This is a genomic window from Luteibacter yeojuensis (assembly GCF_011742875.1).
GTDB lineage: Bacteria > Pseudomonadota > Gammaproteobacteria > Xanthomonadales > Rhodanobacteraceae > Luteibacter > Luteibacter yeojuensis.
This window is the reverse complement of record NZ_JAAQTL010000001.1, coordinates 3,100,702-3,127,114: the sequence shown is the minus strand read 5'-3', so window position 1 is coordinate 3,127,114 and position 26,413 is coordinate 3,100,702. Positions and strand designations below refer to the sequence as shown.

Below are 26,413 nucleotides of genomic sequence, written 5' to 3'. Positions count from 1 at the left end.
TTCTCTTACAGAGTCCGGTTAACGGACCTTGGTGAGGATGCCATCGAGCTCGTCGAGGCTGTGGTAATGGATGACCAGCTTGCCCTTACCACCACGGCCGTGGGCGAGTTCCACGCGGGTGGCGAAGCGCTCGGCCAGCTCGCGCTCGAGGTTGGCGATGTTCGGGTCCACCGGGGCAGACTTCGCCTTGCCCTTGGGCGCCAGCTGGGCCTTGCGGGCGGCTTCTTCCAGTTCGCGCACGGTCCAGCCGTTGCGCGCGGCCTCCAGCGCCAGCGGCTCGGCGACGGTGGAGGGCAGGGTCAGCAGGGCACGGGCATGGCCCATCTCGAGCTTGCTCTCGTCGAGCAGCTGCTTGATGGACTGCGGCAATTCCATGAGGCGGAGCAGGTTGGACACGGCCGCGCGCGAGCGGCCCACGGCGTCGGCGGCCTGCTGGTGGGTGAGGTCGAATTCGTCGATCAGCCGCTGCAGGGCCTGGGCCTCTTCCAGCGGGGTGAGCTCCTGGCGCTGGATGTTTTCGATGAGCGCCATGGCGAGCACGGATTGCTCGGGCACGTCCTTCACCAGCGCGGGAATCTCGCTCATCGAGGCGCGCTGCGCGGCACGCCAGCGGCGCTCGCCGGCGATCAGCTCATAGCTGTTCTTGCCGATGGACCGTACGACCACCGGCTGGATCAGGCCCTGGGCCTTGATCGAGGCGGCCAGTTCGTCCAGCGCCTCGTCGTTCCAGTGACGGCGCGGCTGATACTTGCCGGCCTGGATCTGCTGGATCGGCAGCGAACGCAGCTCGCCCTCCTGCTCGATGACCGAGGGTGTGGCCGTGGGACCCGCGCCGCCGCCGAGCAAGGCGTCGAGGCCACGGCCGAGTCCACGTTTCTTCGCTGCTGCCATGGAGGCTCCTTAGGAGGCGGCGCCGGTGGAATCCGGCGCGGCTTCGTCGATGTCGTTCGCGGCGGATTCGACGGCCGCGCCGTTCAGGGCCCGCTCGCGGCGGATGATTTCGCCCGCCAGGCCGATATAGGCGATGGCGCCGCGCGAACCGCGGTCGTAAAGATGGATCGGCTGCCCGTGGCTGGGCGCCTCGGCCAGGCGCACGTTGCGCGGAATGATCGAGCGCAGCACCTTCTCGCCGAAATGCTGGGTGAGCTGGGCCGAGACCTCGTTGCCGAGGTTGTTACGCACGTCGTACATGGTACGCAGCAGGCCTTCGACTTCCAGCCGCGGGTTCAGGCGCTGGCGCACGGCTTCGATGGTGTCGAGCAGGCTCGACAGGCCTTCCAGTGCGAAATACTCGCACTGCACCGGAATCAGCACGCCATCGGCCGCCGTCAGGGCGTTCAGCGTGAGCAGGTGCAGCGAGGGCGGGCAGTCGATCAGGATCGTGTCGTAGCGGTCGGCGATCTTGGCCAGCTGTTCCTTCAGGCGTAGCTCGCGGGCCAGGCCGTCCATCAGCTTCAGCTCGGCCGCGGTCAGGTCGCCGTTGCCCGGCAACAGGTCGAAGCCCGCTTCGGTCCGGACCAGCACGTCGGCGATGGGGGCCTCGTCCAGCAGCACCTCGCAGCCGTTCGGCTTGGCCTCGTGCTTGTCCACGCCGGAAGCCATCGTGGCATTGCCCTGCGGATCGAAGTCGACGAGCAGCACCTTGCGCTTCGCGGCGGCCAGGGCCGCGGCGAGGTTCACGGAGGTGGTGGTCTTGCCGACGCCGCCCTTCTGGTTGGCGACTGCGATGATGCGGGCCATGGGGTACCGGTAGCTGCCGTGCGCGGAAAGGGAGCTAGCGTAGCATCGACGGGCCGCCGGGCCCTAGGTGCGGCGGATAACGACCAGGTGCCGCTCGCCCTCGACGTCCGGCACGGTGAGGGTGTGGATGGCCTCTACCCGGAAGCCATCCGGCACGCCGTCCAGCTCATCGGCCGGATGCTTGCCCTTCATGGCCAGCCAGATTCCGTTGGGAGCCAGAAGGTGGCCGCCCCAGCCGAGCATGTCGGCCAGCGAGGCGAAGGCCCGCGCGGTGATGCACTCGAAGGTGCCTTCCACGTCTTCCACCCGGCTCTGCAAGGCCTTGGCATTGCCCAGCTTCAGCGAGCGGATGGCCTCGCGCAGGAAGCGGACCTTCTTGCCGTTGGAATCGACCATCAGCACTTCGCGCGCCGGTTCGGCGATGGCGAGCGGAATGCCGGGCAGGCCTGGGCCGGTGCCGAGGTCGGCGAGCGTTCGGCCATGCACATAGGGCAGGATCGCCAGCGAATCCAGCAGGTGGCGCGCGACCATCTCGCGATCGTCGCGGATCGCGGTGAGGTTATAGGCCGAGTTCCAGCGCTCCAGCAGGTCGCGATAGTCGAGCAGGCGCTCCACGGCACCTTCGGGCATGTCGAGGCCGAGGGTGGCTATACCGTGTTCGAGCTGGGTTTGCAGGGCGTCGCGCGCGGTCATGCGGCATCGGGGTCGTCGAAGAGGACGGAGAGTATGAAAGCCCGGGCGCGACACCGCCAGCGCGGCTTATCCATGCAGGTCATCCTTCGAGCCGGGCGTAAATGAAAGGACGCCATTGGCAGATAAGCCAATGGCGTTGTCCGAAGGTCGAACGAAGAAAGAATCAGGCGGCGTCGAGTTCGACGCGAGTGACGAGCATGCCGCGGGCGCGGAGCGAGCCGTTCACGGCATGCTTGAGCTGGGTGCCCACGGCGCGGCGGTCGGCCTGGTGGGCGGTGCTCGTGTCGCGCAGCGCAGCGACGAGGTTGATGCGGATGAGTTCCGGCGCCTCGTCGATGACTTCGTCGGCGACTTCCGGTTCCAGGACCTGCCAGTAGACCGTACCGCCCTCGAAGCGGAGGACCTGGCCGCCAAGGTCGATCTTGTGCGCGACGCGGTCGATCATCGGCAGCACGACATGGGTGCCGGCGGTAAGCAGCGCGGGAGCGCGACCCAGGCGACGCACCGTATAGACCTGCCCTTCGGGAATGCGCCGGACCGAGATCGCCGCAAAGGCGAACGCAGCAAGGGTCGTGGCGATGAGGGCGGTAGTCAACATGGCTGCTACATCAATGGGTTGGCAGATGCCGTGATGATGATGGTCGGGGTATTAATTCTAATTTAACGGCCGGCTTTAACGCAAGTTTTACCAGTGACCCCTATTCAGTTAACGGACGGGTTGGTCAAAACTTGAGCAGACCTTCCGGCCTGGCGACGATTTGACCGGTCGGACACAAATGATAATAATTATCAATCAGTCCATCGCCCGGCCTTGCTCATGGATTTCCTCGGCTGCGTGGCGGCCATTGCCGCCATGGCCCTTGCCTACCTGTCGTCGCCTAACCAGCGGTTCCTGCGGACGCCGCTTCGCGGGGCCGCCAAAGTCGCGGCCTGGGTGCTTGCCCTTGCGGCGCTCGTGGCCTGGGTCGCGAGGGAGACCTCGCTGCCCGGCATTTTTGCGGCCCTGACGGCGCTGATGTTCGGCGCTGTGATCCTGCCGTACCTCACCTGGTTCTTCCGCCCCGCCACCGGACGGAAGCCGCGCTGATGCTCGCCAAGACCTTCGCCGGCATCCTGTTGGGCCTTCCCCTGTCCATGGCCGTGGTGTCGTTGGCCATCTGGCTGTGGCCGCACTCGAGCGAGTCGGTGGTCATACCGATGCTCATGCTGTTCTTCCCGCTCTGGATCGGCGTCATGGCCGCCACCTTCCTCTTCCGCCGCGGCGCCCACGCATGGATGTGGCTCGCGGCAGCGAACCTCGCCGCGTTCGCCGCGCTGTTCCTCGCCAAGCACACGCTGCCCGGGCTCTGACGATGAAAGCTCCCACGATCCGCACCTTCACCACGGTACACACCTGGACCGGTCTGCTCGCCGGCTTCGCCCTGTTCATCGCGTTCTATGCCGGCGCGCTGACGATGTTCCACGAACAGATCGACACCTGGGCGATGCCGCGGGCCGCGATGGCGCGCGCGGATACGATGGAACGCGCGCATGCGATGCTGGCCGACATCGTCGCGAAGCATCCGGCGGCGCGCACGCAGATAGGTGTCACCTATCCCGCCGACCATCCCTCGCACGAAGTGGCCGCGTACTGGATGGAAAAGGACGGCTCCTGGAAAACGCAGGCACTGGGCGACAGCACGCCGCGCGATTCCGAAGACCATGAGCATGGTCTCGCCGACTTCGTCTACGAACTGCATTACGACCTGGGCATTCCTGTCGTCGGCATCTACCTGATGGGCGTCGTCAGCGTCATCTACGGGCTGGCGCTGCTGACCGGCCTCTTGATCCACCTGCCCAACCTGGTGCGCGAGCTGTTCGCGCTGCGGCCGGGGAACAACCTCAAGCGGCTGTGGCAGGACGCGCACAACGTCATCGGCATCCTCAGCCTGCCTTTCCATATCGTCTTCGCCATCACCGGCGCTCTGCTCTGCCTGACGCTTGTCCTGCTGATGGCGTTCAACACCGTGGCTTTCGACGGCAAGCTGATGACCGCGTTCGAACGCATGACCAGCTCGCTACCGGAAACGCAGGCCAAGGACGGTACCGCGACGATGCTGTCGCCGGCCGAACTCGGCGCCCGCGCGCGACGGGCTGCCATCGCCGCCGGCGCCGCCGATTTCGCACCGGACTATATGCGCTATGCGCATTACGGCCAGCAAGGCGCCACCGCAGAAGTGCGCGGCACCTCCACGAAGACGCTGGGCGAATACGGTTCGGTGGCGCTGGATGCCATCGACGGCCGCGTGTTGAACATGCAACTGACCGGCGTGCGCGACGCGAACCACGCGACCTATTCCGCCATCTTCGGCCTTCACTTCGGCTCCTTCGGCAACCTCTCGCTTCGTTGGCTGTACTTCCTGCTCGGGCTCGCCGGTGCCTTCCTGTTCTATTCGGGCAACCTGCTGTACATCGAATCGCGACGCAAACGCCGGCAGGCCGGGCAGCCGATGAAGGTGCGTGCGATGGCTACCGCCACGGTCGGTGTCTGCATCGGCTCGTGCTTCGCCATCTCCATGATGTTCCTGGGCAACCTGCTGCTGCCGTTGTGGGGCGCCCTGGCGACGGACGTCGTGCGGCCGGTATGTTTCACCGCGTTCGCCGCGGCCATGGCCTGGACCCTTTGGCGCCGCCCGGCCAGAGCCGCCGTCGAGCTGCTATGGGCCACGGCCGTCGTGAGCATCGCCGTCGGCGTGCTCGATGCGACGATCCACGGCGACCGCTTGCTGCGCACGCTGCAAGAAGGCGACTTCGCCGTCCTGGGCGTCGACCTCGTGGCCGTCGCCATGGGCATCGGCTTCGCCTGGCTTGGCATGGCCACGCGCAAGCGCGCGATCGACGGCGATCCGTGCAGCGTGTGGTCGTCGCGGAACGCCGCCGCCGCGACGGTACGCGACGCCGCGCTTCAGGAAGCCTGACCCCCGCCGACTCGCCTTCGAAGGCCGGTGCGCGCGCCGATGTAACGCGCGTTACGTATTTCTATACGTGACAGGTATTTACGTGAGTGAAGGGATTGTGTGCATTTATTGCGGCAGCGCCGCAATTTGCCGAATACCACTCAGACAACTGATGCGACACGAATTTTTAACGCGTCGCTCCGATTGGTATTGAAACCCCCGCCACTTCTTGCGGCAGCGCAACAACCGCTTGATTTCGCACGCTTTACAAGCTTGTGTGAAAACGTTTACGTTCCGCGCCGTCGAGCCCCGGGAGGGCTTTGCTCAAGGGCGAGAACGACGTGAGTGTGACGATCAAAGACGTCGCGAGAATGGCCAACGTATCGGTGGCCTCGGTCTCGCGCGCGCTGAATGGACATGGCGGGGTCACGGCGGAGACGCAGAAGCGGATCCGCGAGGTGGCGGCCCGGCTGCGCTACGTGCCGCATAACGCGGCGCGCAGCCTCATCACCCGTCGCACGCAGACCATCGGTGCCCTGCTGCCCGATCTGCACGGCGCGTTCTTCTCCGAGCTGATCCGCGGCATCGACCTCGCCGCACGCGCCCGCGGCCTCTACATGCTCGTGTCCAGTTCGCATGGCGACGCTACCGAGGCGGCCATCGCACTGCGTGCGATGCAGGGCCGCGTGGACGGGCTGCTGGTGATGTCGCCGCACGCCGACGAGGCCTTCCTCGACGAGAACCTTCCGATCGTGCTGCCCACCGTGCTGATCAACAGCCACGTGCGGTCCGACCGGCACGCCGCGCTCGACGTGGACGACTACGGTGGCGCACGCGCGATGACCGAGCACCTGCTCGGCCTGGGATGCAAACGCATCGCCTTCATCGCGGGTCCCGAAGTGAACCACGACGTGCAGGAACGCTGCCGCGGGTACCGCGAGGCGCTGGCCGCCGCCCGGCTCGACGATCGCGCCGTGGTGCTCCAGGGCGACTTCACCGAGGAATCCGGCTACCGCGCGGGCAAGCAGGCGCTCGCGATGGTCCCTCGCCCCGACGCCATCTTCGCCGCGAACGACATGATGGCCATCGGCTGCCTCTCCGCACTCTCGGAAGCGAAGGTGCGCGTGCCCGAAGACATCGCCGTGGCCGGCTTCGACGACATCCCGATGGCGCGCTATGTCACGCCACCGCTCAGCACCGTCCGCGTGCGCATCGCCGAACTCGGCGAAGCGGCGCTTGGACGCCTCGTCCGCATGATCGAGGCGCCCGAGGACGCGGCGCCGGAACCGCGCACCGTCGTCGGCACGGAACTCGTCGTACGCGCTTCCTGTGGCGGTAACGACACGGTACGACGACGGGCCTGACCGCCCGTCGGAATACGCGGCCTGCCGGGCCCTGGACGGATTCTTCAGGACGGCATCTTCATAGGACACCAGCGTCAAAGGCTGCGCCACTCGCGTGGTGCGGGTGCGTACACGGGGAAGAACGCGCGCAGAGAGTGGAACGATCCACCGCGTCACGACTGAAGTCGACCACCGTGTCTCGCGCTACGGCCGGCATAAGAAAATCACACACGGAACCTTTTGGGAGAGGGGAACAATGAAAGCCTCGATGCAGTTGAAGAAGAAGATTCTCGCGAGCGTCATCACGGCAACGGTTGCCACCGCCGCCATGACGCCGTCGGCGTTCGCGCAGTCGGCCATCGCCACCCTGCGCGGCAAGGCCGCACCGGGTGCGACCGTCACCGCGTTCAACCCGCAGACCGGCCTGAGCCGCAAAGCCACGGCGGGGGCGGACGGTACGTACGTGATCAACGGCCTGCCGCCGGCGACCTACCAGGTCGACGCCGGTCCGGGCACGCAGCAGAACGTGACGCTGACGGTCGCTTCGACCGCGACGCTCAACCTGGCGGCACCGGCCGCCGCCGCACCGGCCGACGCCGCGAACGCCGCGGCGCTCGAAGGTGTCACCGTCAACGCCACGACGTTGACCGAAGTGCGCACGCCCGAAGTCGCCAAGACCATCTCGCTGCACCAGATCCAGACCATTCCGCAGGTCTCGCGCAACTTCCTCGAGTTCGCCGACACCGTGCCGGGCATGGTGTTCAGCGTGGACGCGCAGGGCCACACCTCGCTGCGCGGCGGCGCGCAGAACAACAGCTCGGTCAACGTCTTCATCGACGGCGTGGGCCAGAAGAGCTACGTGAAGGAAGGCGGCGTGTCCGGCCAGGTCAACAGCCAGGGCAACCCGTTCCCGCAGCTCGCCATCGGCGAGTACAAAGTCATCACGTCGAACTACAAGGCCGAGTACGACCAGGTGTCGTCGGCGGCGATCACGGCCGAGACGAAGTCGGGCACGAACGAATTCCACGGCGAAACGTTCTACACCTACACCTCGGACAAGTACCGCAGCCGCACCGCGGGCGAGGAAGACGGCGACAAGGCGCGGTCGTTCGAGAAGGAATACGGCTTCGCGCTGGGCGGTCCGATCATCAAGGACCAGATGCACTTCTTCGTGACCTTCGAGCAGAAGAAGTTCGACACGCCGATCACCGTGACGCCGGGTTCGGACGTGCCGGCCAACGCCATCGGTCTCCTCCCGGCCGCCGCGCAGGCCGAACTCGGCCCCGCCAACCTGCCGTTCGACGAGAAGCTCTATTTCGGAAAGATCGACTGGGAATTCAGCGACCGCGACCGTATCGAAATCAGCACCCAGGTTCGCCGCGAGACCCAGGCCGACAATATCGGTGCCGGCCAGTCGCAGTCGCAGTCGATCGTGACCGAGAACCACGATACCCGCGCCACCTTCCGCTGGCAGCATAGCGGCGAGTGGTACTTCAACGAATTCAAGGCCTCGTACGAGAACTCCTCGAACGATCCGCTGCCGCTCAACTACGGCAACGGCTACAACTACACCTGGCGTCCGAACAACGATGCTCCCATCATCGGCATCGGTTCCGCCGGCCCCCTGGCGACGCAGATCAAGGGCCAGGAAGGTCCGATGATCTCGGACGACTTCACCTTCAACGACCTGAGCTGGCACGGCGACCACATCGTCAAGATGGGTTACAAGTACAAGGAAATCACGCTGCACGCGCAGGATGCGCAGAACGTGAACCCGCAGTTCACCTATAACGTCGACGAGAACGGCACGAATCCGCTGCCCTACAAGGCCCAGTTCTCGAACCCGGTCGCGGGCCTGAACGCGGTCGCGGAAACGAAGAGCAAGCAGTACGGCGCCTACATCCAGGACGACTGGTCGGTGAACGATCACCTCACGCTGAACCTCGGCGTGCGCTGGGACAAGGAAAAGACCCCTTCCTACCTGGACTACGTCACGCCGCAGAGCGTGATCGACGGCTTCAACTCGCTCGACCAGAACGCACAGGCCGAGTTCCCGGGCCAGACGTATGCGCAGACGCTGGCGAAGGGCGGCATCAACTACCGCGACTACATCGGCACCGGCAACAACCGGCACGCGCAGAACCAGTGGGCACCGCGCCTCGGCTTCTCGTATGACCTGTTCGCCGACGAAGCGCATGTGATCCACGGCGGTGCGGGCCGCTCCTACGACCGCAACCTGTACGACTATCTGCAGCTGGAACAGACCAAGTCGGCGTTGCCGTACCAGGAGATCCTTTTCAACATTCCGGGTCGCGGCTGCACCGTCGGCCCGAACACGAACTGCGTGAACTGGGATCCGTCGTACCTGAATGGCCTCGAGAACCTGCAGGCGCTCGTCGCCGGCTCGAACAAGGGCCAGGAAGTCGACATGCTCAATAACGATCTGAAGGCGCCGTATTCGGACCAGTTCAGCATCGGCATGTCGAACAAGCTGGGCGACTGGAATACGGATGCCACGATCACGCGCGTGCTGTCCTACGACGGCTTCGCCTTCACGCTCGGCAACCGTTTCCCGAATGGCGCGTTCTTCCAGGACGGCAATCAGCCCTGGGGCAACGGCATCCCCGGCTTCGGCTCGATGATCATCGGCAACAACGGCATCCGCACCCGCACCACGCAGGTGCTGCTGTCGGCCGACAAGCCGTATACGCGCGAATCCGGCTGGAGCGCCAACTTTGCTTACACCTACACCCGTGCGAAGCAGAACCGCGACATCAAGGAACATTACTCGTTCGACGAGCCGACGATCTTCGATTATCCGTTCATCACGTCGAACGCCGCGTCCAAGCATCGCTTCGTGGCAACGGGTTCGCTCGACGGTCCGTGGGGCTTCACCTTCTCGGCGAAGCTGACCCTCGCCACGCCGCTGCCCTGGAACGGCAACTACGGCTACGGCGCCGTCTTCGCGGACGGCTCGCAGAATATCCCCCGGGCCTACACCCCGCCGGGCGAGAAGTTCCTGGTGGGCGGCAAGATCTGGGGTTACCGCGACATCGACCTCCAGGCCACGAAGGACTTCCCGATCGGCGAAGGCGACATGACGAAGTTCTACATCCGCTTCGACATCCTCAACGTCTTCAACTGGAAGAACCTCGTCGACTACACCACGAACTTCGGTTCCGGTGGCAACCCGAGCAACGCCAGCAACCCGGTCACGTTCAACAAGACGGGCAACATCCAGTTCGTGCCGCGCACCGCGCGCTTCACGGCTGGCTTCAAGTTCTAAGCGCTCCCCCGGCGCAACCGGCTTGCATGGCCGGTTGCGCCACCTCTCTTTCCGCCAGCGTGCGACGACCATGAGCTACGGCATCACCCATATCGTTGTCGTCGGCGGAGGAACCGCCGGTTGGATGGCCGCTTCCGCGCTGGCCCGCGTCCTCGGCAGGCAGGTCACCGTCCGGCTGGTCGAATCCGACGAGATCGGCATCGTCGGCGTGGGCGAGGCCACGGTCCCGCACATCAAGCTGTTCAACAATCTGCTCGGACTCAACGAGGCCGAGTTCGTCGCCAGGACCCAGGGAACGTTCAAGCTCGGCATCCAGTTCCGCGACTGGGGCAGGCTCGGCTCCGCATATATCCACGGTTTCGGGGTGATGGGGCACGACGTGGGCCTGACGCCATTCCACCAGTACTGGATCAAGGGACGGCTGGCGGGCCACGCCGCCGACCTGCTCGATTATTCGGTGAACACGGTGGCTGCCACGCGCGGCAAGTTCATGCCCGCGCCCACGGATGTCCCCACGAACAGCCCGCTCGGCGGCATTGGCTACGCCTATCATTTCGATGCCGCGCTTTACGCTCGCTTCCTCCGTGCCTATGGCGAGGCACGCGGTGTCCACCGCACCGAAGGCAAGGTGCGGCATGTCGAGCTGCATCCCGAATCCGGCCATGTCGCTGCCGTGGTGCTTGCCGACGGCGAACGCGTGGAAGGCGACCTCTTCATCGACTGCACGGGCTTTCGCGGGCTGCTGATCGAGGACGCGCTGAAGACCGGTTACGAGGAATGGGGCCATTGGCTGCCCTGCGACCGTGCCTTGGCCGTACCGTGCGAACGGGTGGACACGCCAACGCCGTACACGCGCTCCACCGCACGCGAGTCGGGCTGGCAATGGCGCATTCCGCTCCAGCATCGCACCGGCAATGGCTATGTCTATTCCAGCAGCCACATCGACGACGACGAAGCCACGGCGAAACTGTTGGCCAACCTCGACGGCAGGGCATTGGCCGATCCACGGCCGCTGCGGTTCGTCACCGGCATACGCAAGAAGGCCTGGAACCGTAACGTGGTATCGCTGGGACTCGCCAGCGGCTTCATGGAACCGCTTGAGTCCACCAGCATCCACATGATCCAGATGGGCATCTCGCGGCTGCTCCAGCTGTTCCCGGCGAACGGGCAAATGGATCCGGTGCTTGTCGACCGCTACAACGCGCAGACCCGTTTCGAGGCCGAGCGTATCCGCGACTTCCTGGTGCTCCACTACAAGGCCACCGCGCGCGACGATTCGCCGTTCTGGAACGATTGCCGGACGATGTCGATTCCGGACTCGCTGCAGCGCTACATCGACCTGTTCCGCCACAGCGGCCGCTTTTTCCGGGACGCCGACGAGATGTTCGGCGTGGTGAGCTGGGTCCAGGTGATGATCGGCCAGGGCATCATGCCCAGCGGCTACGACCCCCTGGTGGACCAGATGCCCGAGGAGGACCTGCCAAGGTTCCTTGCCAGCGTACGCGACATCGTGTCGAAGAACGTGGATCTCATGCCCACCCACCAGCAGTTCATCGATCGCGAATGCCGCGCCCCGGCGGTGGCCGCCTGATGAGCGCGACAATTGCCACGCGGCGGTCCGGCCCGTATGGTTCCAGACGCGACCAAGGCCCTCCGGGGCCTTTATCCGGCCTCGCGACGTAAACGTTTACGCAACCAGGATTCCGTTGTATGCAAGCCAAGACGATCAAGCGCCTTTCCCTCTTCCTCGGCCTCGTCCTCGCCTGCGCCGCTCCCATGGCCATGGCCCAGAAGGAACCGGCAAAGGCGAAGCCTGCGACCACCTCCCGCGTTCGCGACGTGCATCCCGTGCCGCCGATGATCGCGGACCTGGAAAAGCGCACCTTCCAATGGTTCTGGGACAGCGGCAATCCGGCCAATGGCCTCGTGCCCGACCATTACCCGACCGACTCTTTCGCTTCCATCGCCTCGGTCGGCTTCGGCCTGACGGCTTACGGCGTCGGCGTGGAGCGCGGCTACATCACGCGCGAGCAGGCGGTGGACCGCACGCTCGCCACCTTGCGCTTCTTCCGCGATGCGCCGCAGAACGACTCCGAGGACGATGCCACCGGCTACAAGGGCTTCTTCTACCACTTCCTCAACATGCAAAGCGGCAAGCGGCACGACCGCTGGGTGGAGCTGTCCACCGTCGACACCACGCTGATGCTCGGCGGCGTACTGTTCGCTCAGAGCTATTACGACCGTGACGATGCGAAGGAAAAGCAAATACGCGAACTGGCCGACGAGATCTACCGTCGCGTGGACTGGACCTGGGCGCAGAACCACAAGCCGCTCGTCAGCATGGGTTGGACACCGGGCGGCAAGTTCATTCCGCACGACTGGGCCGGTTATAACGAGGGCATGCTCGTCTATATTCTCGCCCTCGGCTCGCCCACGCATGCCGTGGGCAATGACGCCTGGCCGGCCTGGACGAAGACGTACGACAAGACCTGGGGCGAATTCCACGGCCAGACCTTCCTCAACTTCGCGCCGCTGTTCGGACACCAGTACAGCCATACGTGGGTCGACTTCCGCGGCATCCGCGACGACTGGAACCGCTCGCACGACCTCGATTATTTCGAGAACAGCCGCCGCGCCACGTATGCGCAGCAGGCCTATGCCGTCGCCAATCCCGGCGGCTGGAAGGGTTATGGCAAGAACGTCTGGGGCCTGACGGCAAGCAACGGCCCGGGCGGCCTGATCGTGAAGCAGGGCGACAAAGAACGCACGTTCTACGGGTATACCGCGCGCGGCGCGGGGCGCGACTACATTTCCGACGACGGCACTATCGTGCCGACGGCCGCCGGCGGCTCGATCGCCTTCGCGCCGGACATCGTCATTCCGGCGCTGGAGGAGATGAAGAAGAAGTACGGCCAGTACATCTATACGAAGTATGGCTTCGTCGACGCCTTCAACCTCAGCTTCGATACGCGCACCGACCTGCGCACCGGCCGCCTCGTGCCGGGCTTCGGCTGGGCCGACACCGTGCATCTCGGTATCGACCAGGGCCCGATCGTCCTGATGATCGAGAACTACCGCAGCGGGTTCGTCTGGAGCGTGATGAAGAAGAATCCGTACATCCGCAAGGGCCTCGAGCGCGCCGGCTTCACCGGCGGCTGGCTCGACGACGACACGGCCGCCAATCTGTGGTGAAGCGCGGCGCCCGCGTCCTCCACACGACGCTCGCACTGGCCCTGGCCTGTGCGGGGCTGGCCGGCTGCGCGAAACAGGAAGAGGGTACGCGGACGCTGCAGTTCTGGACGATCGGGCGCGAGGGTGAGGCAGTGGCGAAGCTGCTGCCGGAGTTCGAGCGCGAACACCCCGGCCTGCACGTCGCCGTGCAGCAGCTTCCGTTGACGGCGGCGCACCAGAAGCTGCTCACCGCCTATGCGGGGGATTCCACGCCGGACATCACCCAGCTCGGCAATACGTGGATTCCTGAAATGGTGGCCCTGGGCGCGCTCGAACCGCTCGATGCGCGCGTCGCTGCCTCGAAGACGGTGGACAAGGCCGACTACTTCCCCGCCATCTGGTCCACCAACGTCATCGACGGCGTGCTCTATGGCGTGCCCTGGTACGTCGACACGCGCCTGCTCTTCTATCGCAAGGATCTGCTCGCCAAGGCGGGGTACGACCACCCGCCGCGCGACTGGGCGGAATGGCAGGCGATGATGGCGAAGCTCTCGCAGCCGCCCGGCAAGACCTACGGCGCGCTGTTGCCCACCAACGAGTTCGAGCAGTTGCTCGCGCTCGGCCTGCAGCAGGACGAACCCCTGCTGCGCGACGGCAACCGTTACGGCAACTTCCGCAGCGCGGGGTTCAAGAAGGCGCTGGCGTTCTACGTTTCCATCTTCAAGGAGCGGCAGGCACCGATGATGACCAATGTCGGCATCGGCAATCCCTGGGCCGCCTTCGGCCAGGGCTTCTTCACGTTCTATCTGTCCGGTCCCTGGAACATCGGCGAGTTCCGCAAGCGTCTTCCGCCGGAGCAGCAGGCCGATTGGGGCACGACACCGTTGCCGGGTCCGGACGGACCGGGGGCGTCGAACGCGGGCGGCTCCAGCCTGGTGATCTATCGCAGGTCGAAGCACAAGGACGATGCCTGGGCGTTGATCGAGTTCCTCTCGCGCCCGGCCATCCAGGACCGCTTCTACCAGATCCTCGGGGACATGCCGCCACGGCGCTCGTCATGGAACGCGCCGGCGCTGAAGGACGACGACAAGGCCATCGCTTTCCGCGAACAGCTGGAACGCGTGAAGCCCACGCCGCCCGTTGCCGAATGGGAGCGTATCGTCACCGAGATGCAGCTGGTGGCCGCCCAGGCGGCACATGGCGACCTCACCATCGACCAGGCCGCGGCGGAGATCGACCGCCGCGCCGATCGTCTTCTCGAGAAGCGCCGCTGGATGCTGGACCACGGCCACAAGGCATCGCCATGAACACATCCCGCGCCGCCTGGTGGTTCATCATCCCCGCGCTGATCGTCCTCGGGCTGTTCTTCCTGCTGCCCGTCGTGGCGGCGCTGGTCCTCTCGCTCACCGATTACGACCTGTATGCGCTGGCGGATATCCGCAACCTGCGCTTCGTCGCCCTGCAGAACTACTGGGCGCTGCTGCAACGACCGCTGTTCTGGTCGGCACTCGGCCATACCGTCTACTTCGTGGTGGTGGGCGTGCCGCTGTCGATGATCGCCTCGCTCGGCGCCGCCATGCTGCTCAACTCGCCGCTGGCGCGGTGCAAGGCCTTCTTCCGCACGGCCCTGTTTGCACCGGTGGTGACCACCGTGGTCGCGGTGGCGGTGATCTGGCGTTACCTCTTCAATACCAAGTACGGCCTGGTCAACTACGTGTTCGACGCCGTGGGCATTCCCACGGTCGACTGGCTCGGTGATCCGCACTGGGCCATGCCTACCATCATCCTCTTCGCCGTGTGGAAGAACTTCGGCTACAACATGATCATATTCATGGCCGGCCTGCAGGCGATTCCCGGCGACCTCTACGAAGCCGCGCGTATCGACGGGGCCTCGGCCATCGCGCAGTTCCGCCACATCACCTTGCCGATGCTGAAGCCCACGATGGTGATGGTGAGCATCCTCACGGTATCGGGTTACTTCCAGCTGTTCGCCGAGCCCTACGTGATGACCGAGGGCGGACCGCTGCAGAGCACCACGTCGGTGCTTTACCTGATGTACGAGGAAGGCTTCAAGTGGTGGAACCTCGGCTCGGCTTCGGCCGTGGCCTTCATTCTCTTCGTCATCATGTTCATCGTGACCGCATCGATGCTCCGGCTGTCGAAGCAGGGAGCCCCGGCATGAGCCCGCGCATGGCGAAAGCCCTCATCAACGGCCTGCTGACCGGGGGCGCGATCATCGCCATCGCGCCGCTGCTGTACATGGTGTCGGTGTCGTTCATGCCGCAGGGGCAGGCCAGCTCGCTACCTCCGCCCGTGCTGCCCACCGGCGCCACGCTGGCCAACTATCGCCAGCTGTTCATGAACGCTGGCATGGGCCGCTACCTGTTCAACAGCCTGCTGATCTCCACGTCGATCACGCTGATCTCGCTGGCCTTCAACCTGATGGCGGGGTATGCCTTCGCGAAGCTGGAGTTCAAGGGCAGGCAGCGGATCTTCCAGATGCTGCTCGGCGCGCTGGTGATCCCGGCGCAGGTGGCGATGCTGCCGCTGTTCCTGCTGCTGAAGTACATGGGCCTGGTGAACACGTACGGCGCGGTCATCGTGCCGGCGCTCGCGACGATCTTCGGCATCTTCCTCGTGCGCCAGTATGCCAGCGGTATTCCGGACGACCTGATGGAGGCCGCGCGCATCGACGGCGCCGGCGAGTTCCGCATCTTCGCCACCATCGTGATGCCGTTGTTGAAGCCGATCATGGTGACCCTGGCCATCTTCACCTTCCTTGCCGCCTGGAACGATTTCATGTGGCCGTTGATCGCGCTGACCGGCCAGGAGCATTACACGTTGCCTATCGCCTTGGCCTCGCTGTCGCGCGAGCACGTGCAGGACAGCGAACTGATGATGGCCGGCTCGGTCGTCACCATCCTGCCGGTGCTGGTGCTGTTCCTCGCCTTGCAGCGGTATTACCTCGAAGGGTTGCTTCTGGGCAGCGTGAAGGGGTGAGCACGATGCTGCAGCGGCTCCCACAAGATGCATTCCGACGGGGTCTTTGCGTCGCAGCACTACTCGTATCGTCGTGCGCACATGCGGGTATCCTCGACACCTTCGATACCACGGTGGGCTGGAAAGCCGACCATACCGACGATGTCTCGGCGTCTATCCGCGCGGTACCGGGCAAGACGGGACAGGCCATCTGCCTCGATTACGACTTCAACGGCGTGTCCGGCGCGGCGTCGATCCGCAAGACGCTGCCCGTGGATTTTCCGCCCGGTTTCGCGCTGAGCTTCGACGTGCGCGGCCAGATGCCGCCGAATACCTTGCAGCTGAAGTTCATCGACGACAGCGGCGACAACGTGTGGTGGTACCCGACGTCGTCGTTCGTTCCCACCGACCACTGGCGGACCATCGAGGCGACGAGCCGGCAGGTCGAGTTCGCCTGGGGCCCGATCGAGGACCGCACCCTTCGCCATACGCGCGAGGTGGAGTTCGTGATCTACAAGGAAGCGCGGGAACCGGGTGGGCAGAACAGGGGTGAGGTCTGCTTCGACAACCTGCGGATGGCCGCCCGGAACCCCGAAGCCGTTCCGCCGCCGCCGCCCACGCCGAATGCCGTCTTCGAATCCCGCGCGAAGCAGGTGCGCCGCGGCCTGTATCCGCGCGGCTTCTCGGGCGAGCAGTCTTACTGGACGATCGTCGGCGTGGACGGCGGCAGCCGCGACTCCGCGCTGATCTCCGAAGACGGTGCCGTCGAGGTATCCCGCGGCGGCTTCTCGATCGAGCCCTTCCTCATCGACGGCGACAGGCTGCTGACCTGGGCGGACGTGAAGACTGTCCCTTCGTTGCGCGATCGTTACCTGCCCATGCCATCGGTGCGCTGGGAAGCAGGAGCGCTCGCGCTGACCACGACCGCCTTCGCACAGGGCAAACCTGGCCGTTCGCAGCTCGTGGTCAGCTACCGTGTCGCCAACGATGGCGACGCCCCACGCGACGTGACGCTCGTCCTCGCGGCAAGGCCTTTCCAGGTCAATCCGCCCACGCAGTTCCTCAACGCACCGGGCGGGACGAGCCGCATCGACGACCTGTCCTGGGACGGCCACGCGCTCACGGTCAACGGCGTCCGCAAGGTCGTGCCCCTCCAGCGGACCACGCGCTTCGTTGCCAGCACCAACCAGCCGAAGACACTGAGCGAACGGCTCGACGCGGGCGAGCGTCCTTCGACGACGTCGCTGCATGACGACCAGGGTTTTGCACAGGGCGGATTGCTGTACGACCTCCACCTGCCGGCGCACGGTCATGTCGATCTCGGCGTGGTCGTGCCGGTGAAGCCGGACGAGCAGGTTGCCATGCCCGCCGACGCCGGGACGTGGTTGACCGTGCATGCCGACGCCGTCGCCGCCGCGTGGCGGGACACGCTTGATCGCGTCGACATAAGCGTGCCGGCGAAGGCGCAACCGATCGTCGACACCATGAAGAGCGGCATCGCCCAGATCCTCATGTCGCGCGATGGCCCGGCACTGCAGCCGGGTACCCGCTCGTACTCGCGCACCTGGGTGCGCGACGGCGCGATGATGCTGGAAGGCCTGCTGCGCACCGGACACGAGGACGTCGCCGGCGAATTCATCCGCTGGTATGCGCCCCACCAGTTCTCCAACGGCAAGGTCCCCTGCTGCGTCGATGCGCGCGGGTCCGATCCCGTGCCGGAGAACGACAGCCACGGCGAACTCGTCTTCAGCGTGGCGGAGCTTTGGCGTTACACGCACGACCGCGCGGTCGCGGAGGCGCTCTATCCGCATGTGCGCAGGGCGGTTGCTTACATGGACAAGCTGCGTGCCGGCGAGCGGCAACCTTCGCGCCTTGACGGTCCGGATCGCGCGCTCTACGGCCTGCTGCCCGCATCGATCAGCCACGAAGGCTATTCGGCCAAGCCGATGCATTCGTACTGGGACGACTTCTGGGCGCTCAAGGGTTACGACGACGCGGTGGAACTCGCGAAGGCACTCGGGAAGGTCGAGGATGCCCGGCGCTTCGCCGCCTCGCGCGACCAGTTCCGTGCCGACCTGCACGCATCGATCGTCGCGGCCGTGAAAGCGAAGGGTATCGACTTCATCCCGGGTTCCGCGGAGCTGGGCGATTTCGATGCCACGTCGACGACCATCGCACTGTCGCCGGGCGGCGAACAGTCGCGCCTGCCAGCCGGGTTGCTCGGCCGCACTTTCGAGAAGTACTGGCAGGCGTTCGTCGCACGACGCGACGGCAAGACCGCGTGGAAGGACTACACACCCTACGAGATCCGCACGGTCGCGAGTTTCGTCCGACTTGGCTGGCGGGATCGTCTCGACGAACTGCTTGCATTCTTCTTCGCCGACCGCCGGCCGGCTGCCTGGAACCAGTGGGCGGAGGTCGTGGGACGCGATCCTCGCGAGCCGCGCTTCGTCGGCGACATGCCGCATGCCTGGATCGCCTCGGACTACGTGCGTTCGGCGCTGGACATGTTCGCCTACGACCGCGATGCGGACGGTGCGCTGGTCGTCGCCGCCGGCGTGCAACCCTCATGGCTGGAAGGCGAGGGCATCGCGATCCACGACCTGCGCACGCCTTACGGGCGGTTCGGGTACACGCTGAAAACGAAGGATGGCGAAGCACTGCTGACCGTGACGCAGCCGCTAAACCCGCCGGGCGGCATCGTCCTTTCGCTGCCATCGGGCGAGACTAAACTGCCGACGGGAACGACCGCGCTGAAGGTAAACCTGTAGGAGCCGCTATGGCGGCGAGGGCAAGCTGCGCGTCGCCGCTTCATCGCTCCGTAGGCTTCTCGCCGCCATGGCGGCTCCTACAGGCGATGGCTCAGTGGGTCGCGACGCGGGTGCGCAGCAGCGCGTCCACCGCCTGTTGCCATTCCGCGGAGCCGGGCTGGCTTTGCGGGGCTTCCTGGCCCAGCTTGCGGTTCACCGCCTGGTTCCATTCCTCGCTGCCGGCCTGCGGCCCATGGCCGTCGTCGCTCACGGCCAGGGTCCGGTCCACCCAGGCGTACCACTCGGGCGAACCGAGCGCGGCATTGGCCGGCGCGGTCTTCCCCGGGGCAGGGGAAGCGGCCGTCGACGCCGCCGCCGGACTGGCGGTGGGCGCGGTGGGCTCGGAATGCGAGCAGGCCGCGATGATGAAGGCGACCGTCAGTGGAACCGCGGTGAGGAAAAAGCGCATGGTCAATCGAATCCTTTGCGTACAGGCCAATGCTACGGAGCCCTACCCGTCCCCCGCCTAAATGCCTGGGGGAACTTCCCACGTCCGTTCAGCTTCGTGCGGCGACTTCGTCGATATGGCGGAGCAGGTCCGCCGGGTCCTCGAACACGCGGTAGGCGCCGGCGCGCTCGAGCTCGTTCTCCCCATAGCCACCCGAGAGCAGCCCGATACCCAGGGCCCGGGCCCTCTGTGCGGCAAGCATGTCCCATATGGCGTCGCCGATCACCATCGCGTCGCGGATGTCGGTGCCGAGGCGTTCGGCCGCGGTCACGAAGAGGTCCGGGTCGGGCTTGGCGTGACGGACCTGGTCGCGGGTCACCACGGGCACCTTGGCCGGGTCGACGCCCAGCGCGGCGATGTTGTGGGCCGCCGTTTCCATCCGGCCCGAGGTGGCGATCGCCCAGGGAATCTTCGCGTCGGTCAGCCAGGCCAGCAGTTCCACGGCGCCGGGCAGCGGTTTGACGGCCCCGGCCTCGGCCAGCCGCCCATAGGCGGCCGCATGGTTGCGGCGCAGGCGGTCGATGCGGTCCGGCGTGATCTCGGTACCCGTCTCGCGCAGGAGGATATCGGTGAAAAGCCCACCGCTCATGCCGATCTTGCGGTGGATGCGCCACACGGAGAGGTCGATCCCCTCCATGTCGAGCGATTCCTTCCACGCGAGTACATGCTGGTAAACGCTGTCGACCAGGGTGCCGTCGAGGTCGAAGAGAAAGGCATGCTTGTGTCTGGACATGCCTGTCAGATTACAACCTCAAGGAAACCTTGTCGCGGACATGATCAGAACTTCCCGGCGCGGAAGTCGGCGATCGCCTCGTGGATCTGGGCCGGCGTGTTCATCACGAAGGGACCGTATCGGGCCACCGGCTCGGCCAAGGGCCGACCGGCGACGAACAGGATGCGGGCGGGGCTTTCGGCGGCGAAGCTCACCGCATCGCCCTTCGACAGCACCCCCAGCTCGCTTCGCGCCAGCGACCCGCCGGCCACCGTCGCCGCCTCGCCGTCGAACACGTAAGCGAAGGCACTGTGCCCTTCGGGAAGCGCAAGATCGAAGCGCGCCCCGGCCTCCAGCGCGATGTCGAGGTAGACCGGCTCGGTGCTGACCCCGCTGACCGGACCCGTCGCACCCGCCAGCTCCCCGGCGACCACGCGGACGGTAACGCCATCCGCCGGATGCACCACGGGGATCGAGGCCGGCGGGATGTCCTGGTAACGCGGTTCCACCATCTTGTCGGCGGCGGGCAGGTTCACCCACAGCTGGAATCCCCACATGAGGCCTTCCTCCTGCTGGGGCATCTCCGAATGCAGGATGCCGCGGCCGGCGGTCATCCACTGCACGCTGCCGGGGCCGAGGTCGCCGCGGTTGCCGTGGTTGTCGCCGTGGCGCATGCGGCCGGCGAGCATGTAGGTCACCGTTTCGAAACCGCGGTGCGGATGCTCGGGAAAGCCTTCGATGTAGTCGCCGGCCTGGTCGGAGCGAAACTCGTCGAGCAGCAGGAAGGGGTCCAGCATGTCGAGCGCCGGCTGGCCGATGACGCGCTTGAGCTTCACGCCGGCGCCGTCGGAGGTGTCCATGCCGCGGACGCGGCGGGTGATGTGGCGGGGGGTGGTCATGGGGTGGCTCCTTGGTTGGAGCGAAGATGCCGTTTCGGAGCGCTTCGGCCAAGATCCCGTTAGTGAACGATCTGTTCCACCACGCCACCTGTAGGAGCCGCTATAGCGGCGAGGGGAACTTGCCTTGCCGCTTCATCGATCGGGTAGCTTCTCTCCCGCTTCATCGCTTTGTTGGCTTCTCGCCGCTATAGCGGCTCCCACATTTTTGTCAATGGACCCAGTGACCGGCGCGGTGGCGGGGCGGGCCTTCCTCGCCTTCCACGCGGGGGCGGGTGAGGGCCTGGAGTTCGGCCTCGGTGGGCGGGGATTCGCGCCAGTAGTCGCCGACGGCATTCAGCACCTCGGGCAGTTGGCCCAGGCACTCGTCGTATTCCTCGTCGGTAAGCTTCTCGAACTCCGCGTCCGCCTGCAGCACGCCTTCGTCCACCGCCAGCGCCATGATCGGGCCGAGCAGCTGCATCAGCGTGGGATCTTCCGCCAGCCGGTTCTCCCAGATCTGGGCGCGCATGTCGATGCCGCGGCTGAAACCCTCGCACCAGCCGGCGGCCGAGAGCAGCGGGCCTTCCTCGGTGTCCACCTCGCCAAGGATGGGTTCGTACGCATCCACGTCGAGTTCCGCGCCGATCGAGTCGTTGAGCTTCGCCAGCAGCGCCAGCACGCGGTTGCCTTCGTTCTCGTCGTCGAACGCGTCGTGCAGCACTTCGTGCAGCCATTCCTCGGGTTTCACCTCGAGAGGGCCGATGGCCACCGCCGAGAGCAGCCCATGCACGCCGTCGAGCATGAGGTCGCCCTCGCCGCCGTGTGCGCGGAGGTAGGTGTCGAGTTCTTCGAGTTCCTTGTCGTCGAGGGAACTCGGCCATTCGGACTTCGGTGTGTTCAAAGATTCAACTCCAACGCGACGGGCGCGTGGTCGGACGGCTGTTCCCACTTGCGCGGTGCCTTGTCGATGATCGACGAGGTCGCGACGGATTTGAGCGCATCGCTGATCAAGATAAGGTCGATCCGCAGGCCCATGTTGCGACGGAACGCTGCCTGACGATAGTCCCACCAGCTGAAAAGACCCGCATCTTCGGTGAACAGCCGGAAACTGTCATGAAGACCGACATCCAGCAACGCCTGGAGTGCGGCGCGCTCCGGCGGCGAGCAGAAGATGTCTTCGCCCCAGGCCACCGGATCGTACACGTCGCGGTCGTCGCGGCAGATGTTGAAATCGCCCAGCACCACCAGCTTCGGGTGGCGGGCGATCTCTTCCGCGAGGAAATCGCGGACTTTCGCGAGCCAGTGCAGCTTGTACGCGTACTTCTCGTCGCCGAGCGCCTTGCCGTTCACCACATAAAGGTTGACGACGCGGATGTCGCCCACCGTGGCGGCGAGGATCCGCCGCTGCGGGTCGTCGAGACCCTCGATGTCGGTGACGGCGTCGACGGGTTCGTCGCGCGCGAGGATGGCGACGCCGTTATAGGTCTTCTGCCCGGAGAATACGGCGCGGTAGCCCATCGCCGCGATCTCGTCGACGGGAAACTTCTCGTCGACGGTCTTGGTTTCCTGCAGGGCGACGATGTCCGGCTGCGCTTCCGCCAGCCATTGCTGGAGATGGGGCAGCCGGACCTTCAGCGAGTTGACGTTCCATGACGCGATCTTCATCGGGCCATTGTAAAGGACACTCCGACCGTCGGACGATCAGGTCAGCCCGTAACTCTTCAGCAGGGCATCGGGGCGGGGCTCGCGGCCGCGAAAGGCCTTGAACGACTCCAGGGCCGGCCGGGTGGCGCCCACCGCCAGCACTTCCTTGCGGAACCGCTCGCCCGTGGCGCGATCCAGCACGCCGGCTTCCTCGAACGCCTCGAAGGCATCCGCGGAAAGCACCTCCGCCCAGAGGTAACTGTAGTAACCGGCCGAATATCCGCCCGCGAAGATATGGGTGAACGCATGCGGAAAGCGCTGCCAGGCCGGCGGATGGAGCACGGCCACCTCGTGGCGCACCTCTTCCAGCACGTCGAGCGGTCGCGCGCCCTTCGCGGGGTCGTACTCCAGGTGCAGGCGGAAGTCGAACAACCCGAACTCCAGCTGGCGCACGAGGAACAGGCCTGCGTGGAAATGGCGGGCGTCGAGCATGCGCTGGTACAGCTCGTCGGGCAGCGACTCGCCGGTTTCGTAGTGCTTCGCGAAGGAACGCAACGCGTCGCGATCCCACGCGAAGTTCTCCATGAACTGGCTGGGCAGCTCCACCGCATCCCATTCCACGCCGTCGATGCCGCCCACCGAGGGAATATCCACCTCGGTCAGCATGTGGTGGAGGCCGTGGCCGAATTCGTGGAACAGCGTCAGCACGTCGTCATGCGTGAGCAGCGCCGGCATGCCCTCGGTCGGCGGCGGAAAATTGCAGGTGAGGAAGGCAATGGGCAGTTGCAGGTGCTCGCCGTCGCGGAAACGCGCCGCGCATACGTCCATCCATGCGCCGCCGCGCTTGCCGGAGCGCGCATAGAGGTCGAGGTACGCGCCGGCGAAAACGGTGCCGCTGGCGTCGACCAGATCGTAGTACGTCACGTCCTTGTGCCAGGTGTCGACATCCGTCCGCGGGGCGAAGCGGATGCCGTAGAGGCGTTCCACCACCATCAGCAGACCGTCGATCGCGGCGGAAGCGGGGAAGTACGGCTTGATCTGTTCCTCGTCGATCGCATAACGGCGCTGGCGCAGACGCTCGGCGGCGAAGGCGATGTCCCAGGGTTCCAGGTTGTCGATCTTCAGCTCTTCGGTAGCGAAGCGGCGCAATTCGTCGAGTTCCTTGCGCGCCACCGGCTTCGCGCGCGCGGCGAGGTCGCGGAGGAACGCGAGGACGACGTCGGGCGAGCGGGCCATCTTCGTCGCCAGCGATTCCTCGGCGGCATTGGCGAAGCCGAGCAACCGGGCCGCCTCGTGGCGCAGGGCCACGATCTTCTCGATGCGCTCCGAGTTGTCGAACTTGCCCTTGGTCGGGCCCTGGTCCGAGGCGCGCGTCTGGTAGGCGTAGTAGACGGCCTCGCGCAGGTCGCGCTTCTCGGCGTAGGTGAGCACCGCCTGCACGCTGGGCTGCTTCAGCGTGACGAGGAAGCCCTCGAGGTTTTCCTCGCGCGCGTATTCGCGCAGGACGGCCCGGCCCGAAGCGGGGATGCCGGCGAGGTCGCGCTCGTCGGTGATGTGCTGGTGCCAGGCCTCGGTGGCGTCGAGCACCGCGTTGGAGAACTCGGTGGTGAGGCGCGACAGCTCCACGCCGATCTCACGGAAGCGGCTGCGCGCGGGTTCCTCCAGCGCCACGCCGGAGAGGCGGAAATCGCGCAGGGCGTGGTCGACGGCGGCGCGGGCAGCCGCCGGCAGGGAACCGAAGTCCGGGCGGTCCGCCACGGCCTGCACGGCGGCATAGAGGTCCCGGTTCTGGCCGACCTCGATGCCGAGATCGGTGAGCTTTTCCTCGGCGTTGCCGTGCGCCTTGCGCAGGGCCTCGGAATCCGCCACCGAGTGCAGGTGGCTGACCGGGGACCAGGCGTGGGCCAGGGTCTGGTCGAGGCGCTCCTGGGCGAGCATCACATGGTCGAAATCGCGCACGCCGCCGGGGGCGGCGATGCGTTCGATGGCGGCCCGCTGCTCCGCCACGAGGGCGTCGATGGCCGGCTCCACGTGCTCCGGCCGGATGGCCGAGAAAGCGGGCAGGCCATGCGGGTCGAGCAGGGGGTTGGTAGGGGTGTCCATGGGCGATCTCCTGTCAGGCGATCAGCGTGGTGCCCCGGCGCGGCCAAATCAAGCGGCGGCATGTCGAGACGCGCCGCCCCTTCCGGCGCCCCACGGACGCGTACCGCGACTAGGCCAGGTACGCGTCCTTCAGGCGGACGTAGTTGGCGGCCGAGTAGTAGAGCTGCTCCACCTGGGCGTCGCTGAGCACGCGGAGCATCCGCGCGGGGTTCCCGACCCAGAGCTCCCGCTCGCCGACCACCTTCCCCGGGGGAATCACCGCCCCGGCGCCCACGAAGCCGTTCTTCTTCACCACCGCGCCGTCGAGCACGGTGGCGTGCATGCCGATGAGGCAACCGTCTTCGATGGTGCAGGCGTGGATGACCGCCCCATGTCCGATGGTGACGTCGGCGCCGACGATCGTGGGAAACCCGCCGGGGGTATAGGGGCCGTCATGGGTCACATGGACGATGGCGCCGTCCTGCAGGTTGCTGCGGGCGCCGATGCGGATGTGATGGACGTCGCCGCGAAGGACCGCGCCCGGCCAGACGGACGCGTCGTCGGCCAGTTCGACGTCTCCGATGACGGTGGCGGCAGGGTCGACGTAAACGCGGGCGCCCAGGCGCGGCAGGATGCCCTTGAAGGGCCGGAGGGAGGTGGACATGGCGGCATTGTAATCGCTGCCGCCATGGCCACGGCCGATCACATGAACGAACCGCCCACGATGCGGCCCTCGGCATCCATCTTCGGGAAGTAACGGCTGTTGTTCTGACGCATCTCCCGGGTCGTGATCATGTCCGGCGTGACCAGCATGACGTCGGGGTAGGCCGCGTGGAACTGCTCGGGGGTGGGCCGGGTGGCGATGAAGGCATCGAAAGCCTTCATGTCCGTGACGAAGCCGGCGACGGGCTTCGGCGGTGCGACCGGCGTGGTCTGGCAGGCACTGACGGCGGCGGCGCCGAGGACGATCATGAAGAAGAGCGGGGTGATGCGATTCATGGGTAAGGCTCCTTGCCTCGGGGAACCCGCATTATCCTTCGAACACGCTAAGCCGCACATGAAGCGGATCACGAATGGACGCCGGAACCCGGCGCCCATCCCGTCATGGCTTACTGGAAGTAACCGCCGACGATCCGGCCGTGCGCATCGAGGTCGGCGAAATAGCGGCTGTTGTCCGGGCGCAGCTCCCTGCTGGCGAAGTCGCCGGGAAGGACAAGCGTGACGCACGAGTAGGCGGCGACGAACTCGACCGGGGTCGGCTTGCCGGCGATGAAGCCATCGAACGTATGGAAATCGGTAACGCTGCAACGCAGCGCGTTGCCACCGATCGAGCGCGCGACGCGACGACCCGTCCCCTCGCCGTTGTCACCCTGCTGCGCCGCGGACGGCTCGCCTGCCACGCCATTGCCGCCCTGGAAGCCGGCCGGCGGACGCCAGCCGTTGCCGCCGTGCAGCGGCGCGGGCTGCTCGCCTGCCTCCATGTTGCTGCCCTGCGATCCGGTGGGTGGGCGCCAGCCGTTGCCGCCCTGGACCTGGGCAACGGCCATCAGGGGTACGGCGAGGAAAAGGGCGAGGGCGAGCGGACGAACGATCATGTTCATGGTGAAACTCCATAGTAGGTATGCGGGCGGACCTGCCGGAGTGCCCGTTCCCCGGCGCGGGATTGAGAGGACCGCGCGTCGTCTCCGACG

At 66.0% G+C, this 26,413-nt stretch carries 24 protein-coding genes; 11 read left to right on the top strand and 13 right to left on the bottom strand.

The features are described from left to right. Nucleotides 1–18 precede the first annotated feature (18 nt). From HBF32_RS14170 to HBF32_RS14155, 4 genes are all read right to left on the bottom strand, one after another. Nucleotides 19–891 (bottom strand): ParB/RepB/Spo0J family partition protein, encoded by an 873-nt coding sequence (locus HBF32_RS14170; RefSeq protein ID WP_166700246.1) that lies wholly within the window; start codon nucleotides 889–891, stop codon nucleotides 19–21. A gap of 9 nt (nucleotides 892–900) precedes the next feature. Then, on the bottom strand, nucleotides 901–1,740 hold the full coding sequence (locus HBF32_RS14165; protein ID WP_166700245.1) for a ParA family protein: 840 nt from the start codon (nucleotides 1,738–1,740) through the stop codon (nucleotides 901–903). Between the two features lie 63 nt (nucleotides 1,741–1,803). Continuing rightward, nucleotides 1,804–2,433, bottom strand: a complete 630-nt coding sequence (gene rsmG, locus HBF32_RS14160; RefSeq protein WP_166700244.1) for a 16S rRNA (guanine(527)-N(7))-methyltransferase RsmG — start codon at nucleotides 2,431–2,433, stop codon at nucleotides 1,804–1,806. Between the two features lie 163 nt (nucleotides 2,434–2,596). Continuing rightward, nucleotides 2,597–3,031 carry an SPFH domain-containing protein gene (locus tag HBF32_RS14155; protein ID WP_166700243.1) on the bottom strand — a complete coding sequence of 145 codons (435 nt, stop codon included), beginning with the start codon at nucleotides 3,029–3,031 and terminating at the stop codon, nucleotides 2,597–2,599. A 219-nt stretch (nucleotides 3,032–3,250) separates the two neighbouring features. On the opposite strand from HBF32_RS14155, the gene HBF32_RS14150 reads away from it, so the two are divergent. From HBF32_RS14150 to HBF32_RS14100, 11 genes are all read left to right on the top strand, one after another. Further along, the gene (locus HBF32_RS14150; protein WP_166700242.1) at nucleotides 3,251–3,520 is read left to right on the top strand and encodes a hypothetical protein; all 270 of its coding nucleotides are present in this window, start codon (nucleotides 3,251–3,253) and stop codon (nucleotides 3,518–3,520) included. Then, nucleotides 3,520–3,783 (top strand): hypothetical protein, encoded by a 264-nt coding sequence (locus tag HBF32_RS14145; protein ID WP_166700241.1) that lies wholly within the window; start codon nucleotides 3,520–3,522, stop codon nucleotides 3,781–3,783. Before HBF32_RS14150 ends, HBF32_RS14145 begins: the two co-directional genes overlap by 1 nt. A 2-nt stretch (nucleotides 3,784–3,785) precedes the next feature. After that, nucleotides 3,786–5,390 carry a PepSY-associated TM helix domain-containing protein gene (locus HBF32_RS14140; RefSeq protein WP_240147841.1) on the top strand — a complete coding sequence of 535 codons (1,605 nt, stop codon included), beginning with the start codon at nucleotides 3,786–3,788 and terminating at the stop codon, nucleotides 5,388–5,390. Nucleotides 5,391–5,740: 350 nt separating this feature from the next. Then, nucleotides 5,741–6,733, top strand: a complete 993-nt coding sequence (locus HBF32_RS14135) for a LacI family DNA-binding transcriptional regulator (RefSeq protein ID WP_193570370.1) — start codon at nucleotides 5,741–5,743, stop codon at nucleotides 6,731–6,733. A gap of 235 nt (nucleotides 6,734–6,968) precedes the next feature. After that, nucleotides 6,969–9,998, top strand: a complete 3,030-nt coding sequence (locus HBF32_RS14130) for a TonB-dependent receptor (protein WP_166700239.1) — start codon at nucleotides 6,969–6,971, stop codon at nucleotides 9,996–9,998. Between the two features lie 70 nt (nucleotides 9,999–10,068). Next, nucleotides 10,069–11,589 carry a tryptophan halogenase family protein gene (locus HBF32_RS14125; protein ID WP_166700238.1) on the top strand — a complete coding sequence of 507 codons (1,521 nt, stop codon included), beginning with the start codon at nucleotides 10,069–10,071 and terminating at the stop codon, nucleotides 11,587–11,589. Between the two features lie 119 nt (nucleotides 11,590–11,708). After that, the gene (locus tag HBF32_RS14120) at nucleotides 11,709–13,190 is read left to right on the top strand and encodes a glucoamylase family protein (RefSeq protein WP_166700237.1); all 1,482 of its coding nucleotides are present in this window, start codon (nucleotides 11,709–11,711) and stop codon (nucleotides 13,188–13,190) included. Next, a complete protein-coding gene (locus HBF32_RS14115; protein ID WP_425482220.1) occupies nucleotides 13,187–14,476 on the top strand; it encodes a sugar ABC transporter substrate-binding protein in 1,290 nt (429 codons plus the stop codon). Before HBF32_RS14120 ends, HBF32_RS14115 begins: the two co-directional genes overlap by 4 nt. Beyond that, entirely contained in the window at nucleotides 14,473–15,351 is an 879-nt protein-coding gene (locus HBF32_RS14110) for a carbohydrate ABC transporter permease (protein ID WP_166700235.1), read from the top strand. Before HBF32_RS14115 ends, HBF32_RS14110 begins: the two co-directional genes overlap by 4 nt. Further along, nucleotides 15,348–16,169 (top strand): carbohydrate ABC transporter permease, encoded by an 822-nt coding sequence (locus HBF32_RS14105; RefSeq protein ID WP_166700234.1) that lies wholly within the window; start codon nucleotides 15,348–15,350, stop codon nucleotides 16,167–16,169. The genes HBF32_RS14110 and HBF32_RS14105 overlap by 4 nt, the downstream gene beginning before the upstream one ends. Before the next feature lie 113 nt (nucleotides 16,170–16,282). Continuing rightward, nucleotides 16,283–18,919 (top strand): glucosidase family protein, encoded by a 2,637-nt coding sequence (locus HBF32_RS14100; RefSeq protein WP_338039784.1) that lies wholly within the window; start codon nucleotides 16,283–16,285, stop codon nucleotides 18,917–18,919. Nucleotides 18,920–19,010: 91 nt separating this feature from the next. Here HBF32_RS14100 and HBF32_RS14095 read toward each other — a convergent pair whose 3' ends face one another. The 9 genes from HBF32_RS14095 to HBF32_RS14055 all read right to left on the bottom strand — a co-directional run bounded on the left by HBF32_RS14095 (nucleotide 19,011) and on the right by HBF32_RS14055 (nucleotide 26,323). Continuing rightward, nucleotides 19,011–19,367: a hypothetical protein gene (locus tag HBF32_RS14095; protein WP_166700232.1), complete on the bottom strand. Its 357-nt coding sequence runs from the start codon at nucleotides 19,365–19,367 to the stop codon at nucleotides 19,011–19,013. An 88-nt stretch (nucleotides 19,368–19,455) separates the two neighbouring features. Next, entirely contained in the window at nucleotides 19,456–20,139 is a 684-nt protein-coding gene (locus tag HBF32_RS14090) for an HAD family hydrolase (RefSeq protein WP_166700231.1), read from the bottom strand. A 44-nt stretch (nucleotides 20,140–20,183) separates the two neighbouring features. Then, a complete protein-coding gene (locus HBF32_RS14085) occupies nucleotides 20,184–21,017 on the bottom strand; it encodes a pirin family protein (protein ID WP_166700230.1) in 834 nt (277 codons plus the stop codon). Between the two features lie 208 nt (nucleotides 21,018–21,225). Then, entirely contained in the window at nucleotides 21,226–21,897 is a 672-nt protein-coding gene (locus HBF32_RS14080) for a YecA/YgfB family protein (RefSeq protein ID WP_166700229.1), read from the bottom strand. Next, nucleotides 21,894–22,661, bottom strand: a complete 768-nt coding sequence (xth, locus tag HBF32_RS14075; protein WP_166700228.1) for an exodeoxyribonuclease III — start codon at nucleotides 22,659–22,661, stop codon at nucleotides 21,894–21,896. Before xth ends, HBF32_RS14080 begins: the two co-directional genes overlap by 4 nt. 36 nt (nucleotides 22,662–22,697) lie before the next feature. Beyond that, nucleotides 22,698–24,743: a M3 family metallopeptidase gene (locus tag HBF32_RS14070; protein WP_166700227.1), complete on the bottom strand. Its 2,046-nt coding sequence runs from the start codon at nucleotides 24,741–24,743 to the stop codon at nucleotides 22,698–22,700. A gap of 109 nt (nucleotides 24,744–24,852) precedes the next feature. Next, on the bottom strand, nucleotides 24,853–25,386 hold the full coding sequence (locus HBF32_RS14065) for a gamma carbonic anhydrase family protein (RefSeq protein WP_166700226.1): 534 nt from the start codon (nucleotides 25,384–25,386) through the stop codon (nucleotides 24,853–24,855). Nucleotides 25,387–25,424: 38 nt separating this feature from the next. Then, nucleotides 25,425–25,721 (bottom strand): hypothetical protein, encoded by a 297-nt coding sequence (locus tag HBF32_RS14060; RefSeq protein WP_240147840.1) that lies wholly within the window; start codon nucleotides 25,719–25,721, stop codon nucleotides 25,425–25,427. Nucleotides 25,722–25,831: 110 nt separating this feature from the next. Then, entirely contained in the window at nucleotides 25,832–26,323 is a 492-nt protein-coding gene (locus HBF32_RS14055; protein WP_166697609.1) for a hypothetical protein, read from the bottom strand. Between the last annotated feature and the right edge of the window lie 90 nt (nucleotides 26,324–26,413).

Bases quoted from the DNA above. Each gene is read 5' to 3' on its own strand.
- HBF32_RS14170 (WP_166700246.1), bottom strand. From the start codon at position 891: ATGGCAGCAGCGAAGAAACGTGGACTCGGCCGTGGCCTCGACGCCTTG.
- HBF32_RS14165 (WP_166700245.1), bottom strand. From the start codon at position 1,740: ATGGCCCGCATCATCGCAGTCGCCAACCAGAAGGGCGGCGTCGGCAAG.
- rsmG (WP_166700244.1), bottom strand. From the start codon at position 2,433: ATGACCGCGCGCGACGCCCTGCAAACCCAGCTCGAACACGGTATAGCC.
- HBF32_RS14155 (WP_166700243.1), bottom strand. From the start codon at position 3,031: ATGTTGACTACCGCCCTCATCGCCACGACCCTTGCTGCGTTCGCCTTT.
- HBF32_RS14150 (WP_166700242.1), top strand. From the start codon at position 3,251: ATGGATTTCCTCGGCTGCGTGGCGGCCATTGCCGCCATGGCCCTTGCC.
- HBF32_RS14145 (WP_166700241.1), top strand. From the start codon at position 3,520: ATGCTCGCCAAGACCTTCGCCGGCATCCTGTTGGGCCTTCCCCTGTCC.
- HBF32_RS14140 (WP_240147841.1), top strand. From the start codon at position 3,786: ATGAAAGCTCCCACGATCCGCACCTTCACCACGGTACACACCTGGACC.
- HBF32_RS14135 (WP_193570370.1), top strand. From the start codon at position 5,741: ATGGCCAACGTATCGGTGGCCTCGGTCTCGCGCGCGCTGAATGGACAT.
- HBF32_RS14130 (WP_166700239.1), top strand. From the start codon at position 6,969: ATGAAAGCCTCGATGCAGTTGAAGAAGAAGATTCTCGCGAGCGTCATC.
- HBF32_RS14125 (WP_166700238.1), top strand. From the start codon at position 10,069: ATGAGCTACGGCATCACCCATATCGTTGTCGTCGGCGGAGGAACCGCC.
- HBF32_RS14120 (WP_166700237.1), top strand. From the start codon at position 11,709: ATGCAAGCCAAGACGATCAAGCGCCTTTCCCTCTTCCTCGGCCTCGTC.
- HBF32_RS14110 (WP_166700235.1), top strand. From the start codon at position 14,473: ATGAACACATCCCGCGCCGCCTGGTGGTTCATCATCCCCGCGCTGATC.
- HBF32_RS14105 (WP_166700234.1), top strand. From the start codon at position 15,348: ATGAGCCCGCGCATGGCGAAAGCCCTCATCAACGGCCTGCTGACCGGG.
- HBF32_RS14095 (WP_166700232.1), bottom strand. From the start codon at position 19,367: ATGCGCTTTTTCCTCACCGCGGTTCCACTGACGGTCGCCTTCATCATC.
- HBF32_RS14090 (WP_166700231.1), bottom strand. From the start codon at position 20,139: ATGTCCAGACACAAGCATGCCTTTCTCTTCGACCTCGACGGCACCCTG.
- HBF32_RS14085 (WP_166700230.1), bottom strand. From the start codon at position 21,017: ATGACCACCCCCCGCCACATCACCCGCCGCGTCCGCGGCATGGACACC.
- xth (WP_166700228.1), bottom strand. From the start codon at position 22,661: ATGAAGATCGCGTCATGGAACGTCAACTCGCTGAAGGTCCGGCTGCCC.
- HBF32_RS14070 (WP_166700227.1), bottom strand. From the start codon at position 24,743: ATGGACACCCCTACCAACCCCCTGCTCGACCCGCATGGCCTGCCCGCT.
- HBF32_RS14065 (WP_166700226.1), bottom strand. From the start codon at position 25,386: ATGTCCACCTCCCTCCGGCCCTTCAAGGGCATCCTGCCGCGCCTGGGC.
- HBF32_RS14060 (WP_240147840.1), bottom strand. From the start codon at position 25,721: ATGAATCGCATCACCCCGCTCTTCTTCATGATCGTCCTCGGCGCCGCC.
- HBF32_RS14055 (WP_166697609.1), bottom strand. From the start codon at position 26,323: ATGAACATGATCGTTCGTCCGCTCGCCCTCGCCCTTTTCCTCGCCGTA.